Genomic DNA, 15,080 nt, shown 5'->3' with positions numbered 1-15,080 from the left:
AATTAGTCCAAATATGATAGACCTGGACCAAAACTTGCATTTACTATCTTAACATTGTCAAATTGCGATACAAACTGATTAGTAATTTCTTTTACATTTTTTAAACGAGTAATAACTTTTACGTTGGGACCAGCATCAATCGTGTAATAACACTCAATCCCAGTTTCACGTAAATGCCTTACCAAGTTAATCGCTGCAATTGTTTGTGGCTCAAAATATGTAAAACCAGGCTGGGCGGTTAAGTTAATTGCGTGCATTTCGTTAGCGTTTAATTCTGCTAGTTGTCCCAGCGCAGTAAAATCATTATTTTGAATGGCCGTTATCATTTGGTCTAGCTCGGTCTGATTTCGCTGTAGCCAAGGCTTAAAGAAGGGGGAACTGGTCGCTTGCTTCATCCCTTCCGTTGATGAAAGTTTCTTAGGTTTCGGATTTAGTTCAATTGCCAAAAGCTGTAAGTCCATCTCGGGCTTTTCGTTTAAGGCGTAGGCGTAAGATGAAGTATCATCTTCACCTTTCTGCCACAAGACAAAGCCACCAAAAACTGACCGACACGCAGAGCCTGAACCCATTCTAGCAAGCCGGGATAATTCTTTGATTTCTATTTCAAAGCCATAATGAGAGCAGAAAGCTCCGGCTAAAGCAGCAAAAGCTGACGAAGACGATGCCAGGCCAGCAGCCGTTGGAACATGATTGGTTGATCTAACGGCTAAATTGCCACTAACACCAAACTTATCCTGCAAAAATTTAAGATAAGTGAAAACACGCTGCGAACTTTGACCGATTTGTTCAATCCCGTTTAAGTAAAAATGATTAAAATCGCTTTCGGTAATTTTAGTATCAGTATAAAAACGATCCAACGTCATAGAAAGGCTTGACATTAAAGGAAGTCGCAAACGTTCGTCTTTTTTCCCCCAATATTTAATTAGTGCAATATTGGCGTGTGCTCGTACAGTTTTTCCCATTAAATCTCCTCAATCCAACTATTAACAGCAATTTTTTGACTATGATCTGCTATTGCTTGCGCTACCGCTTGATTCTTGCAAAGAGCAATTACAATGCCGCCAAGACCGCTGCCTGAAAGCTTAAAGCCGAGCGCTTGGTGCGCAAGTGCAATTTTTTGTAATTGGTCAATTTTAGCCGTTGATAAGCCAAAAGAACACAGAATTTCTTGTGCTTCATTAAAGTAAGTACCAATTTGACCAGCATCATGATTAAGCCAAGACGTCTTAGTCCTATCGGCCAATTTTCCCAGTCGCTTTAACTTATCTGCTGCTTGTGGTGAAGCTTTTATTTGATCATGAACTTGCATAACAGCTTCTTTCGTACTGCCTAATTCTCCCGTATCCATAATTAATAAAGTAGCCCCCAGTTTTGCTTTTAAAACGCTTGGACCATCTTTTTGATTAAAAAAAACGAGGTAGTTGGAATTAACTGTAGCCGCATCTAAACCTGAGGCTTTACCATGATTAATCATTTCCGCATGATTGGTAATAGCCAAAATTTGCTCTTCGGTCAGATTAAGCTTGAAATAGTCGTCCATTGCCCGAGTGGTTGCCAGGGCAACGGTGGCACTAGAACCCAATCCGCGTTCAATTGGAATTTGCCCAGTATATGAGATTTTCAGTTGCTCTGTACTGGCAGCTAACTCCAACATTTTTTTAACAACATATTTTAAGCCGTTATATTCATTTGGAGCCATAAAAAAAGGCCCTTGATAACGCTCAGTGTCCATCCACATCTCGGGGGCCGGTTCAACAGTTGTTTTGATATGAAGCGAATTAATTGGCATTGCTAACGCATCATAGCCATATACAACGGAATGTTCCCCGATTAAAATTACTTTGCCATGGGCCAAATAACTAGATTTCATTTTGCTTAAGATCCTTACTGTTTGTGAAAATTTTTTTACTCCTTATGCTAAAATAAATAGCAAAGGAGAAGAGAACAGATGATCAAGATTTTAGTCGGTCGGCAGACAGATTCTTTACAAGAAAAAGTCCTGCAAGCTGCAGTTGATAACTACCAACGCTTTCCAGAACACGAAACTTTTATTATCGTTCCTAATCATATTAAGTTTACCACAGAAGTCAGAGCAATAAACAGATTAGCCGTTAGCAAGGGCAACGTTGAACAATCGGTTAAAAATTTGCAGGTTTTATCATTTTCGCGACTTGCCTGGTTTTTCCTCAAAGATGCCGAACAGGGTTTGCCAACGCAACTTGATAATGCCGCGGCTGCCATGATTTTAGCCAAGATTATTGAGCAAAAACGTGACCAGCTTCATCTTTTTAAAACGGTTAGCGTCAGTCCCGGTTTAGTTAAACAGCTTTATGATACGATTTTGCAGGTTAGGGAAGGGAACCTTGATCTTGATGAAATCGACGAAGATTCTCTTGACTTAGAAACGAAAAATAAGATTGCAGACCTTAAAATCATTTACGAGGCATTTACTAGTACAATTGCTACTAAGTTTTCGACTTCAAATGAGGTACAATTGCAGCTAAATGAGTATCTTGCTGGCGGAATTGATTTAAGCAAGACCGATTTTTATTTTAGTGATTTTTCTCATTTTTCACTGCAGGAATGTCTGACGGTCAAATTGTTAATGATGCATGCTCATAGCGTTACCTTAGCTTTTAAAACCAAAATTGGCGACATTAACCTTGATTTTGCGCAAGGTGATTACGATTATGTAATTCAGAGAACAATTAATCAATTACTGAATTATTTGAAACAGCACGATCTGTCTTATGAAGTAGAAAAAACTCCTATTTCGCCCCAGCCCACTAAGCGGGAATTGCTCAATGAGTTCTGGACGGGTACTGCTTATGATGTGGGTAAACTTGACCAGGTGCAATTAGTTCGAGCAGATAACCGTTATGCCGAAGCCTATTATGTTGCCCATGCAATTTACCAACAAGTGGCCCTAAAAAACTACCGTTACCGCGATTTCTTGGTCTTAGCACCCAATCTACATGAATACGAAACATACCTGATTCCGATTTTACGGCAGAATCATGTCCCATTTTTTGATGACTTACAGCAAGAAATGAAATATCATTCGTTGGTTATTTTAATTGAAAATATTGCTCAGCTTTTGGCACGGCCGTTTCAAACCCAAAATATGCTGGCAATTATGAAAACCCATCTAATTATTCCGGACTGGTACCAAGAAGAATCAGCTTATATTCATGACGTCGATGAGCTGGAAAATTTTGTTTTAGCGCACGGAATTAACCATAATTTATGGAAACGTGATTTTACGGACTATGTTGCTTCTGAAGTGATCAGACTAGACAAAGTTCCTGATGAAGTGGCTAAAATAAGCAAATTAAAAGACTTTTTTGTGAAAAAGTTCGAGCGGTTATTAACTAAACTTAAGCAGGAAGAGGACACGCAAAAAGCGATTACCACTTTCTTTAATTTTTTAACCAATAATAAAGTTAATCAAGTGCTTGAAAAATGGCGCGAAGATGCGCAAACCGCTGGTGACTTGCAGCAAGCACGCCAATCTGAACAAGTATGGGACTTGCTCATTACGTTATTACATGATTACTTACTGATTAATCCGACTGAATTTGATGTAGCCAGTTTTTTCAATGTTTTAACCAACGGCTTTAAAGAGGCTACTTTCTCCCAAATTCCTTCTACTTTGGACGCAGTTAATCTTTCTGAAACAGGTATTGTCCAAGTTAGCGGCTATAAGCAAGTTTTCATCATGGGCGCTACTAGCACTGGTTTGCCAGCAATTCAAACCACCCCAGGTTTTTTAAGCACTGAAAATCTAGAGAATTTAAGTACTGCCTTTGGCGAAGATTCTTATTTGGAAGATCACCAGCAATTAAGCAATCTTGATCAGAACTATCAGTTTGGTATTTGTTTAGCCTTGGCCAGTGACAAGGTTTACCTATCTTATTCGGTGGCCAATTCTGACAACGAAGCAGTTGAGCCTTCAATTTATTATGACCGGCTCAAACGCGCTGGTGCAATCGAATTCCAGCAACGCAATTTACCGGAAAAATTCCAGGACCTTTTAAGTTTCCTGACCAATCCCCAGGCAAGTTTAGGTTACTTGACTTACTTAAAGCAGGCAAATAGCGAAATTGATGTTGATCAATTATTAAAATTAACAGCAGCAAAAATCCCAACTAAGACGGCAATGGTTCTAGAAGCCAGTCAATTTGACAACCAGCCGGAAGATATTGGTGCTGAGTTAGCCCAGGAATTGTACGGCCAGAATTTAAATTCATCCGTTTCACAACTGGAAACTTTTTATGAAAATTCTTACGAATACTTTTTAAATTACGGTTTGCATTTGCATAAACGCTTTGAAAATGAGTTTGATATTATTCAAGCTGGTAATTATTTTCACGAAACTTTCGACCGTTTGGTAAAAGAACTTAACCAAAAGCACTTAGATTTAGCCGATGTTGACGAAACTACTTTAAGTCAATTACTGGCTATTGCTAGAGCGAAAATGATGGCCGAAGCTAAGTATAAGCAGCTTGCCAATGATCCTTTTAACCAATTTTTATTTAAGTGTCTTGATCAAACTACCACCAAGGTTGCTTTTAACTGGCAAAAAGCAGTACAAAAAACGCCTTTACGAGCAAAATACTCTGAACTTAGTTTTGGCTTTGGCGAAAAAGTCCACGGCCTTGACCTGGTTGTTCCTAACTTGGCTGGCAAGCATTATGTTAATTTACGCGGTAAGATGGACCGGGTTGATTTGGCCCAAATTAGTGACAAGAATGAATACTTAGCGCAGGTGATTGATTACAAGTCTTCCGCAAAGAAATTTAATTTGGGCCTCTTTTACCAAGGTATTTCACTACAAATGGTTTCCTATCTCGATGTTTTACTGAAAAACCAACCCTTCTTTACGGGCAAAACACCACTTTATTTGCTTGGTGCATTTTACCAAACAATTACGAGGCAAACTGAGCGGTTAAACGGTAAAGATTTGTACAATAGTCATTTAGAGTTAAAACAAGATAATCTGGATGGCAAAACCAGGTTAAAATACACTGGATTAATTAATTATGACCAAGCACTAGTTCTTGACGCTGACCCTGAGCTTGAAAAAAACAGTACCACCTCGGATTTGTATACCGGTGTTAATAGTAAAAAAGATGGCAGTCTCAGCTTTCGGGGTAATGCTTTTAAAGACGATGAAATTGAGCTTTTGCTGCAATATGATGAAGAGCTCATTAAGGACGCCGCAAGTCAAATTTTATCCGGTGAAATTAAGCTCAATCCATATAAGTATGGCAAAGGTATTAACGCCTTAACTTATTCCGACTACCGTGATATTTTCTTTTTTGACGCAATGCTTAAGGAAAACAAGTATCACCAGGTAGGCAGTTTAAGTAAAAAAGAGTTATTAAGCAAAATTAAAGAGAAACTGGGAGAGGAGGAATAGTCATGGCAGATTTTACTCAAGCCCAAAATAAGGCGATTAGCGATCGCGGACACGATATCTTAGTTTCTGCTTCCGCTGGAAGTGGCAAAACAACTGTTTTAGTGCAGCGTTTGCTGCAAGAAATTCTTGCCGGAACTAGGGTAGACCAACTATTAGTAGTGACGTTTACTAAGGCAGCAGCCCAAGAAATGAAGGGGCGAATTAAACAAGTTTTGCAAACTGAGCTAGCCAAGACGACTGCCAAAACCTATCTCAGGCAGCAGCTTAACGCGGTTGACTCTGCCAATATTTCCACAATTGATGCCTTTTGCCTAGACGTCATTCATCGCTTTTACTACGTCATCGATCTTGATCCAAGCTTTAGCGTCTTGACCGATGAAACGCAAGCCGAATTGATGCGTGAACGAGCACTACACGAAATTGAAAGCGAGTTTTTAGAGGCAAATGACGAGGACTTCATTAGCTTTTATAATAATTTTGCTGGCGACAGGGATGCAGAATCAGCGCAAAATCTTCTTTTAGATTTATACTCTTACGCAATGGCTAAACCTGATTATTCCAGTTGGTTAAAAGGCTTAGCTGCTAAATATGAAGTAGGGGAAAGCGTAATTACAACTAAACTGTGGCAAAAGCAAATTAAACCTTATTTAACAAATACTTTTACTGAGCTCAGCAATAAAATTGAGCAAATTGTTAACGACCCATTGATTGAAACCAGGGAACTAGCGAAGGTTAAGGAAAGCTTTACTATTTTCCACAAATGCTTAAACCGGTATCTTGAAGGATTAGTTAATGACGCTAATTACGACGACCAAAGGCAGTTATTGCGTAGTTGTCTTTTTACCGGAACCTTTCGTAAGTCAAAAAAATGGGATGAGGATCTACTAGCTTTTTACCAAAATTGTTATGACCGCAAAACCGAAGCCGCTGAGCAAGTGTTTACAGCCTTCACTTCTTTTTACGCTACAGATGAGCACGAGCAAATTGAGATCCTAAAACGTGGCCAAAAAATTATGACCGCAGTTGTAAAAGCAGAAAATGCCCTAATCAAACGTTTTGGAGAATTAAAGCGGGCAGAAAATTTGGTCGACTTCAGTGATATGGAACAGTTTGCCTACCAGATCCTAAGTCAAGACACATCTAACGCTGAAATGGCACGCTCCTTTTACCAAAATAAGTTCACTGAAATTTTAGTTGATGAATACCAGGATATTAATCCGTTGCAAGAAAAGATCTTACAACTAATTAAGAAAACCGGTCAAAATAACTTATTTATGGTAGGTGACGTCAAACAATCGATTTACGGTTTTAGGCAAGCCGAACCCACGCTTTTCTTGCATAAATACCAAGAGGCGGCTAAGAAAGAAAATACCGATCAAGAGCGAATTTTGCTTTCCGAAAACTTTCGTTCGACTAATCCCGTTCTCAAAATTGTTAACCAAGTGTTTAAAACCATCTTAACACCCGATTTTGGCGGCATTGACTACCAAAAAGACGGGCAGTTGGTTTTAGGGGCTAAATATTATCCGGCTGCACTTCCCGCTGCATGCGAAATCATTTACCATAACCAAGATGAAAAAGATGGTTCACTAAATGAGGAGCAGGAGCAAGATATTGACTCGGCAGAAATAGCCATGGTTATTAATCGCATCAAGCAATTTCAGAATGAACACTTAGAAGTATATGACCCACAGACAGGTCAAAAGCGGCCTTTTAAATATAGTGATATTGCCATCTTGACCCGTAGCCGGAGTGAGAACCTTGCTATCATGCAGGAATTTGCGAAAAACGATCTGCCGTTAATGGTGACGGATGCCAAAAACTATTTTCAAACAATTGAATTGACCATTGTTATGAATTACTTGCGCATTATTGATAACCCTGATCAAGATATCCCCTTGGTAACTGTTCTGCGCTCACCGCTGTTTAACTTTAGCGAACAAGATTTAGCCCAAATTCGGATTCATAGCAAAAATACTAATTTTTATGATGCTTTGACCTCTTACGTGGCAATTAACGATGGCCTCAGTCAAAAAATAAAGGATTTTTTAAACCAATTAGCTGAATTAAGACAATTTGCTACAAATCACCGGATTTCCGAATTAGTCTGGAGCATTTATGAGCGAACCAATTTGCTAGAAATCATGACGGCATTGCCCAACGGCAAACAGCGTCGGGTCAACTTAGAAGCACTGTATGAACGGGCAAGCTCATATGAAAGTGCCGGTTTTAAGGGACTTTACCAGTTTATTAACTTTATCGAAAGAATGCGCCGCAGCCAAAAAGATCTGGCACAGCCATTACTGGCTAAAGAAGCAGGTAATTCAGTGCGGCTAATGACTGTTCACGGGTCTAAGGGCCTGGAATTTCCCATTGTTTTTTATCTTGGGTTGCAGCACCGGTTTCAATTGCGTGATCTTAGTGGAAATTATATTATTAACGCAGATAATGTCGGATTGACTTTACGCCAAGAGCATTATCGCGCTGATTCACTGCTTAAATCATATGACAATGTTGCCAAGAAAAAACAATTACTCGAAGAAGAGGCTAGAATACTTTACGTTGGTATGACTAGAGCACGGCAGAAGTTAATTTTAGTGACTGACTTAAAGAATTTTCCCAAACTTACCCAGACCTGGAGTCAGCAGCTCAATCATGAGAATAAGTTACCCTTAAGCGATAAGATTGATGCTACCAGCGCAATGAGCTTTATTGGTCCAGCCATTAACTTTACGCATCAGGTAGCTTTGCCGATGAGTGAGATCACCCCGGAACTAGATAAGCAAGAAGATTTACTCTTAATTCACTACCAGGATGAAACAATTGCACGGCCAAAAACCGTACAAGCAAAAACGGCCGCTGCAGAGGATTTCACGCTTTTAAATCAAACAGCCAAAAAGCTCTATGATTTTGCTTATCCGTTTAAAGATGCTAGTCAGACGACCGCTTACCAATCTGTTTCAGAAATTAAAAAGGCCTTTAATGATCCGCTGGACAGTGAACTAGAGAATGCTCATTTGCTCTCATCAACCAATAGGTATTTACAACCGATTGATACTAAGCCTAATTTTTTGTTTGCAACCAAGTTTACCGGAGCCGAAATCGGAACCGCGACACACCTGCTGTTACAATATTATGATTATCACGGCAAGGGTGACGACCAGCAGTTAGATGATGAAATTGCTTCTCTGGTTAAGCAAGATAAACTAAATCCCGCTATTGTACCGGATTTAAATAAAGAACAGATTAACTGGTTTGTTCATAGCGACTTTAGCCATGAATTTTGGCAAAAGCCGGAGAACTTAAAACGTGAAATTGAATTTTCCAGTTTACTTTCGGCAAGTAGCTTATTTGACCATTTTAGTGATCCAAATGCTAAAATTTTAATTCACGGTACAATTGATGGTTACTTCATCCAAAATGATGGCATAATACTATTTGACTATAAAACTGATTATCTCGATCCTAATCATTTGGATTTAGCAATTAATCATCTTAAGCAAAAATACACGGGGCAGTTACGACTTTATGAGCAGGCTTTAAATTCGTTTGCTAACAAAAAGGTAACGCACAAATACCTAGTTTTACTGGCAGCGCAAAAAATCGTCGAAATTAAGTAGAAAAGAAAGGAGGTCGAATTTAATGACATTATTTGCTAAGGAGACATTTGCAGTCGTTGATCTGGAAACAACCGGAACCCAGCGCGAAGAGGACAATCATATCATCCAGTTTGGCTGTGCCATCATCAAAAACATGAAGGTTGTTAAAACCTACTCTTTTATGATTAATCCCCACCGTGACATCCCTTTAGCAATTCAGAACCTTACGCATATTCATAATTCAGATGTAGCTCAGCAAAAGGACTTTTCTTATTATGCTCCAAAGATTATTGCTATCTTAAAGGATGCGGTTTTTGTGGCGCATAATGTAAATTTTGATTTGCCGTTTCTTAATTATGAACTAGTGCAGCATGGCTATGAGGCTTTAACCAATAGAGCAATCGATACAGTTGAACTGGCTAAGATTGCATTTCCGACTTTACCATCATATAAGTTGACAGATCTAACTAATCAGCTAAACATCCCACACCTAAATCCGCATAAAGCTGATTCTGATGCATACGGGACGGCTGTGTTACTGCTTAAGATTATCAACAAATTGGAAACATTGCCGCAAGCCACACTGAATACGTTAAGTTCTCTTGCGCACGGTCTTATTCGAGATACTTCCTGGATTTTTACCACAATTGCAGATGAGTTGCGGCTAACTAAAAGACCACTAGGTAAAAACTACGTGCAGGTCCGCAATATTATTTTGCAAAAACAACAGACTAAAATTCCAGAGCACAGTAATGGCTCAAATGCATCTTTTCCTCTCAGTAATAAAGCCAAGCATCAGCTATTTAAAGGAAAAATCAATTACCGGCAGCCACAAGTTGATTTAATCAACCAAATTAATCAGTTCATCAAGAATCCTGATCAAAGGGCGTTATTGGTTGAAGCACCCAATGGTACTGGTAAAACTTTTTCCTATTTGTTTGCTTATTCCTATCATTTATATACGAGTCGAAAGCTTGTGGTGGCGACGCCAACTAAAGTTTTGCAGGATCAGATTATCACGCAGGAAATTCCCCAATTGCTTAAGGTCACTGACCTTGATTTGACTGCAGAAGTGGTGAAATCAAGTAGTCATTATCTCGATTTAGATGGCTTTTACCAGAGTCTGTACCAGGGAACTCCTAATAAAATGACGCTAGTCTTGCAAATGCGAATCTTGGTGTGGTTAACGGAGACTAAAACGGGAGATCTAGATGAATTACAGCTGACTAACTATAAGGCACCGTTGTTTGTTCAAATAGCTCATCCGGGGGATGCCCGGGTAGGTAGTAGTTTTGCTAAAGTCGATTTTTGGAATTTAGCGCGACAAAAACAAGAAGAAGCCGATATTTTAATTACTAATCACGCCTATTTGGCCAATCATTACAACGACACAATCTGGGGGCAAAATCCTTATTTGGTGATTGATGAAGCTCACCGCTTTGTCGATAACGTAATCAATTCGCGGAATGATTCATTTCAGTTTGAATCACTTTGGGGCGTACTCAATCATTTGCGCAATCTTTTGTTTTATGCCGAAGATAGCGTATTTAACCAGTATGGTAATGATGTTTCAGTCAACTTTTTACTAGAAAAATTAGATCCATCGATATTGGACTTGATTCACGTCATCAATCAGTTACAGAGAATATTATTTGCCCAAAACGAGCAAGCGGTAAATAAAAATATCTTGCCAAATGGTAATCTGCTCTTAAGTTTTGAGGGCACGGATTTATTCGCTAGTGAGAGTCCATTTTTACCGAAACTTGGAGAGTTTCAACGCAAATTAGAAGATGTCCGGCAGCAGACTAATGCCATTTTATTTAAGCTGTATAATGAAACTGATAATTCGGAATTGCAGAGGGATGCTGTTTTAAGTGAGTTAACTGATCAAATTGATCGTCTTGATTTTTATATTACTAAAAGCTACCAGCTATCAGACATTCTTCATACCAAGGAAGTTTTAACTCAGGAAGGATTTTTACTGACTTTAACCAATCTCCAGGATCCGTTAAGTGTTAATCTGAGCTGGATGACATTAGACGCTTCTAGTGAATTAAAACAAATTTACGCTCGTTTTGACCATCTTTGCTTTGTTAGTGCTACTTTGACAAATGATAATGATTTTTCCTTTACAATTAAACAGTTAGCTTTAACTGATTTACATCCGGAAAAATTTATTGGTAGCAGCACATTTAAACTTGATCAGCATTTGCAGGTTTTAGCCGTGAAAGACTTTCCTGCTATCGACACGCCGCAATATGATCAGCAGCTGGCTAACATTCTAGAAAATGACTTGAGTCAGAAAAGCCATATTCTAGTTTTAATGACTAATTTGGATAAAATAAAAGAAGTCTTTAGTGCCATTTTAAATTCGCCTAATCTACGTGACTTTGAAATTTTAGCCCAAGGTGTATCTGGCTCTAATAACCGCATTACCAAAAGGTTTGCAATTGCGCAAAAGGCTATTTTAATCGGAGCAGATAGTTTCTGGGAAGGAATTGATTTTCATGAATGTGGGATTGATTTAGTTATTGCCGCTAAACTACCATTTGAATCCCCCGACCAGCCGGAAGTCCGTTTACGTCAACGCCAATTGCAAAAAAAGGGCATTAATGTTTTCCAAAATGATACGATGCCACGGGCAATTATTCGGTTTAAGCAGGGCATGGGACGCCTAATTCGTGGCGAAAAAGATCATGGTCAGTTCTTAATTTTGGATTCACGGATTTGGAGCAAAGATTATGGTAAAGTATTTTTAAACGCAATACCTGTAACAACAAGAAAAATTTTGATAAAAGATTTACGGAATAAGTTGGATAATTATGATAATTGAAGACGACACAAAACAAACGCTTAAATTTATTGCTTGGCTAATTGCCATTATTGTTGTGCTCTATTTTTCATTACTGCTTATTTTTTATAAAGCAAGCAGTCCCGTACGAAATGAAACACGTGAGCTTAATCAAATAGTCTTGCAAAAATCACCGATTAAAAGAATTGTGCGAAACTATCATTTAGATCGCGGTGTTAATAGTTACTCCGCTAAAGGCATTGCTAAAAACAGCCAAACCTATTACTTCATTTATTTACCCGCCTCGAAGAAAGCCTACCTTTTATCTAGTAAAAAGGGCGTTAGTGAGACAGCAGTTAGAAATAAATATGGAACTAAGTATCCAGATGATAAAATTACTGCGGTTAACTTGGGTTGGTATCGTAACAAAGCGGTTTGGGAAGTAGCGGGTAAAAATAGCTCAGGTGATTACCATTACAAACTCTATGAATTTAAAAACGGAAATTTACTAGGTTAAGTCGCTTATTTAACAAAACTTTGGTATTATTAAGTTGATATGATAAGGAAAGTGGAATAAAAGTTTATGACAAAATTAATTTCAATTAGAGATTGTTCAAAGCATGTTGATGAAGAAGTTCAAATGCATGTTTGGCTGACTGATAAACGGTCAAGTGGAAAAATCGTATTTTTACAGTTACGTGATGGAACTGCATTTTTCCAAGGAATAGTTAGAAAAAATGATGTTACAGATGAAGTTTTTGAAGCAGCAAAATCATTGCACCAAGAAGCTAGCTTTTACATCACAGGAACTGTTCACCAAGATGATCGTTCTCACTTCGGCTATGAAATTCAAATTTCTGATTTAAAGGTTGTCACTAATAATGAAGGCTACCCAATCGGGAATAAAGAACACGGAATTGAATTCTTGCTTGATCACCGGCACTTATGGTTGCGTAGCAGAAGACCATTTGCAATCATGCGCATTAGAAACACCATCTTTAAGGCAACGGTTGATTTCTTTGAAAACGAGGGCTTCGTTAAATTTGATGCTCCAATTTTTATGCATTCAGCTCCTGAAGGTACCACGGAGCTATTCCATACCGAATACTTTGGTGGCGATGCTTATTTATCACAATCTGGTCAGCTTTATGGTGAAGTAGGCGCTGAAGCCTTTGGTAAGATTTTCACTTTCGGTCCTACTTTTAGAGCAGAAGAATCTAAGACAAGACGTCATCTTACTGAATTTTGGATGATGGAACCTGAAATGGCCTGGATGCACCAAGATGAGTCTTTGGATATTCAAGAACGCTTTTTATCATACGTTGTTAAACAAGTCTTGGAAAACTGCGATTACGAATTAGAATTACTCGGCCGTGATAAGGAAAAACTGCGGCCTGCTGCAGAAGGCAACTATACCCGTTTATCTTATGATGATGCGGTTAAAATGCTTCAAGAAGATGGCAGAGATTTCAAGTGGGGCGATGATTTTGGTGCCCCAGACGAAGCATTCATTTCTGAAAAATTTGACCGGCCATTTTTTATTGTTAATTACCCAACGGCAATTAAGCCATTCTACATGAAGAAAAATCCAGATAACCCTAAGGAATATTTATGTGCCGATGTTTTGGCTCCAGAGGGCTATGGCGAAATTATGGGTGGTTCTGAACGTGAAAGTGACTACGACACTCTGAAAGAGCAAATTAAAGAAGCCGGTCTTAAAGAAGAAAATTATGATTGGTATCTTGACTTACGTAAATATGGTAGTGTTCCTCACTCAGGCTTTGGTATGGGCTTTGAGCGTGTAATTGCTTGGATTTGCAAATTAGATCATGTTCGCGAAGCTATTCCATTCCCAAGAATGATTAACCGGGTTAAGCCATAAATTTGCATTAACTAAATAATTAAAAAAGTTGAACTAAAATATTTTAGTTCAACTTTTTTAAAGGAGAGAAAATTATCATGCATTACAATGATTACCGAACTCTTGGATTTACAACTTTTTCCAATGGTTTATTAGCTTATTATCCGCAACTTAAAATTAGTGACTCTGAAATAATCTTAATTATGCAACTTGAATTATTTGCTCAAAAAGGTGAGAATTTTCCCTCTAACGAACAGATCGCTGCTAACACTAATTTTTCTTCAGCCGAAATCGCTGATATTATTCAGCGCCTAATTGAAAAAAATTACTTGGCAATTGACCAAGTCACTGATAAGAAGGGCCGGATTGGCAATCAATTTAATCTGGACCAATTATATATAAAACTCGATGAGTTGTTAGCCAAGAATGTTTTGCCTAATGGTAAAAAAGGAGTAACTGAAAGCAGCTCTTCAACTGTTGATAATAGTCCATTAAACCAGTTAATGCGGCAATTTGAAATTGAATTTGGACGTTATCTTAGTCCAATCGAACGAGAAGAAGTTGCCGCCTGGTTGAAGGTTGATCATTATGATCCGGAAATTATCAAGTTGGCGTTGAGAGAGGCTGTACTGTCGCAAGCATATAGTTTAAAGTATGTTGACCGCGTGCTTCTTAACTGGCAGCGGCACAACCTAAAAACAACAAGTGAAGTGCAAAAATTTTTACAAAGGAACCGGTAAATGCCTGAAAAATTATTAAGTACAGCAGAAGCAAGAAAAGTCTTGCGTGCCATAAACGAGATGTACCCTGATGCAAAAAGTGAATTGATTTGGGATAATAAATTTCATTTACTTTGCGCCGTGTTAATGAGTGCTCAAACGACTGATAAAATGGTTAACAGAATCATGCCGAAATTTATTGCGGATTATCCAGATCCAAGCTCTTTAGCGCAAGCATCAATTACCGATATTGAGCACCATATTTCAAAAATTGGCCTCTATCATTCTAAGGCCAAGCACTTAAAAGAAACCGCCCAAATTTTGGTGGACAAATTTGCTGGTCAGATTCCTGAAGATAAGAAAACGTTAGTGACATTGCCCGGAGTGGGCGAGAAGACTGCAAATGTAGTTTTAGCTGACGGTTTTGGTGTACCGGCTATTGCTGTTGATACACATGTTTCCCGAATCTCAAAAAGATTTCATATCGTACCGCAAAATGCCAAGCCACTGGAAATTGAAAAACGACTAGAAGAAATATTACCAAAAAGCGAGTGGATCCACACTCATCACGCAATGATTTTATTTGGTCGTTATTCTATGACAGCAAGAGATAAAGAAGATCCATATTCATATTTGAAAAAACAATAACACCGCATACAAAAATGCCATAGCTGTAAATTAGCTATGG

The 15,080-nt window shown here is 38.5% G+C and carries 9 protein-coding genes; 7 read left to right on the top strand and 2 right to left on the bottom strand.

The genetic code is table 11. The annotated features are described in order from the left end of the window. Positions 1–2 precede the first annotated feature (2 nt). The gene (mvaD, locus tag J3U71_RS04270) at positions 3–962 is read right to left on the bottom strand and encodes a diphosphomevalonate decarboxylase (RefSeq protein WP_267392660.1); all 960 of its coding nucleotides are present in this window, start codon (positions 960–962) and stop codon (positions 3–5) included. Continuing rightward, a complete protein-coding gene (mvk, locus tag J3U71_RS04265) occupies positions 962–1,870 on the bottom strand; it encodes a mevalonate kinase (protein ID WP_267392661.1) in 909 nt (302 codons plus the stop codon). The genes mvaD and mvk overlap by 1 nt, the downstream gene beginning before the upstream one ends. A 78-nt stretch (positions 1,871–1,948) precedes the next feature. On the opposite strand from mvk, the gene J3U71_RS04260 reads away from it, so the two are divergent. The 7 genes from J3U71_RS04260 (at position 1,949) to nth (ending at position 15,040) form a co-directional block, all read left to right on the top strand. Continuing rightward, complete coding sequence (locus J3U71_RS04260) at positions 1,949–5,422, top strand: PD-(D/E)XK nuclease family protein (protein ID WP_267392662.1); 3,474 nt, start codon at positions 1,949–1,951, stop codon at positions 5,420–5,422. A gap of 2 nt (positions 5,423–5,424) precedes the next feature. Next, positions 5,425–9,042, top strand: a complete 3,618-nt coding sequence (gene addA, locus J3U71_RS04255; RefSeq protein WP_267392663.1) for a helicase-exonuclease AddAB subunit AddA — start codon at positions 5,425–5,427, stop codon at positions 9,040–9,042. Between the two features lie 22 nt (positions 9,043–9,064). Further along, entirely contained in the window at positions 9,065–11,854 is a 2,790-nt protein-coding gene (locus J3U71_RS04250) for a helicase C-terminal domain-containing protein (RefSeq protein WP_267392664.1), read from the top strand. Next, positions 11,844–12,329, top strand: coding sequence for a hypothetical protein (locus tag J3U71_RS04245; protein WP_267392665.1), 486 nt, complete (start codon positions 11,844–11,846; stop codon positions 12,327–12,329). The genes J3U71_RS04250 and J3U71_RS04245 overlap by 11 nt, the downstream gene beginning before the upstream one ends. Before the next feature lie 66 nt (positions 12,330–12,395). Further along, the gene (gene asnS / locus J3U71_RS04240; protein WP_220221146.1) at positions 12,396–13,694 is read left to right on the top strand and encodes an asparagine--tRNA ligase; all 1,299 of its coding nucleotides are present in this window, start codon (positions 12,396–12,398) and stop codon (positions 13,692–13,694) included. A 77-nt stretch (positions 13,695–13,771) separates the two neighbouring features. Beyond that, complete coding sequence (locus tag J3U71_RS04235; RefSeq protein WP_267392666.1) at positions 13,772–14,413, top strand: DnaD domain protein; 642 nt, start codon at positions 13,772–13,774, stop codon at positions 14,411–14,413. Next, positions 14,414–15,040, top strand: coding sequence for an endonuclease III (gene nth, locus J3U71_RS04230; RefSeq protein WP_103751627.1), 627 nt, complete (start codon positions 14,414–14,416; stop codon positions 15,038–15,040). Positions 15,041–15,080 lie beyond the last annotated feature (40 nt).

This window comes from Lactobacillus sp. B4015, from assembly GCF_026536055.1.
In the GTDB taxonomy this organism is placed as follows: domain Bacteria; phylum Bacillota; class Bacilli; order Lactobacillales; family Lactobacillaceae; genus Lactobacillus; species Lactobacillus panisapium.
This window is presented reverse-complemented; position numbering and strand designations above follow the sequence as displayed.

Coding starts and splice junctions, on each gene's coding strand:
- J3U71_RS04260 (WP_267392662.1), top strand. CDS start 1,949: ATGATCAAGATTTTAGTCGGTCGGCAGACAGATTCTTTACAAGAAAAA.
- J3U71_RS04250 (WP_267392664.1), top strand. CDS start 9,065: ATGACATTATTTGCTAAGGAGACATTTGCAGTCGTTGATCTGGAAACA.
- mvaD (WP_267392660.1), bottom strand. CDS start 962: ATGGGAAAAACTGTACGAGCACACGCCAATATTGCACTAATTAAATAT.
- addA (WP_267392663.1), top strand. CDS start 5,425: ATGGCAGATTTTACTCAAGCCCAAAATAAGGCGATTAGCGATCGCGGA.
- J3U71_RS04245 (WP_267392665.1), top strand. CDS start 11,844: ATGATAATTGAAGACGACACAAAACAAACGCTTAAATTTATTGCTTGG.
- J3U71_RS04235 (WP_267392666.1), top strand. CDS start 13,772: ATGCATTACAATGATTACCGAACTCTTGGATTTACAACTTTTTCCAAT.
- asnS (WP_220221146.1), top strand. CDS start 12,396: ATGACAAAATTAATTTCAATTAGAGATTGTTCAAAGCATGTTGATGAA.
- mvk (WP_267392661.1), bottom strand. CDS start 1,870: ATGAAATCTAGTTATTTGGCCCATGGCAAAGTAATTTTAATCGGGGAA.
- nth (WP_103751627.1), top strand. CDS start 14,414: ATGCCTGAAAAATTATTAAGTACAGCAGAAGCAAGAAAAGTCTTGCGT.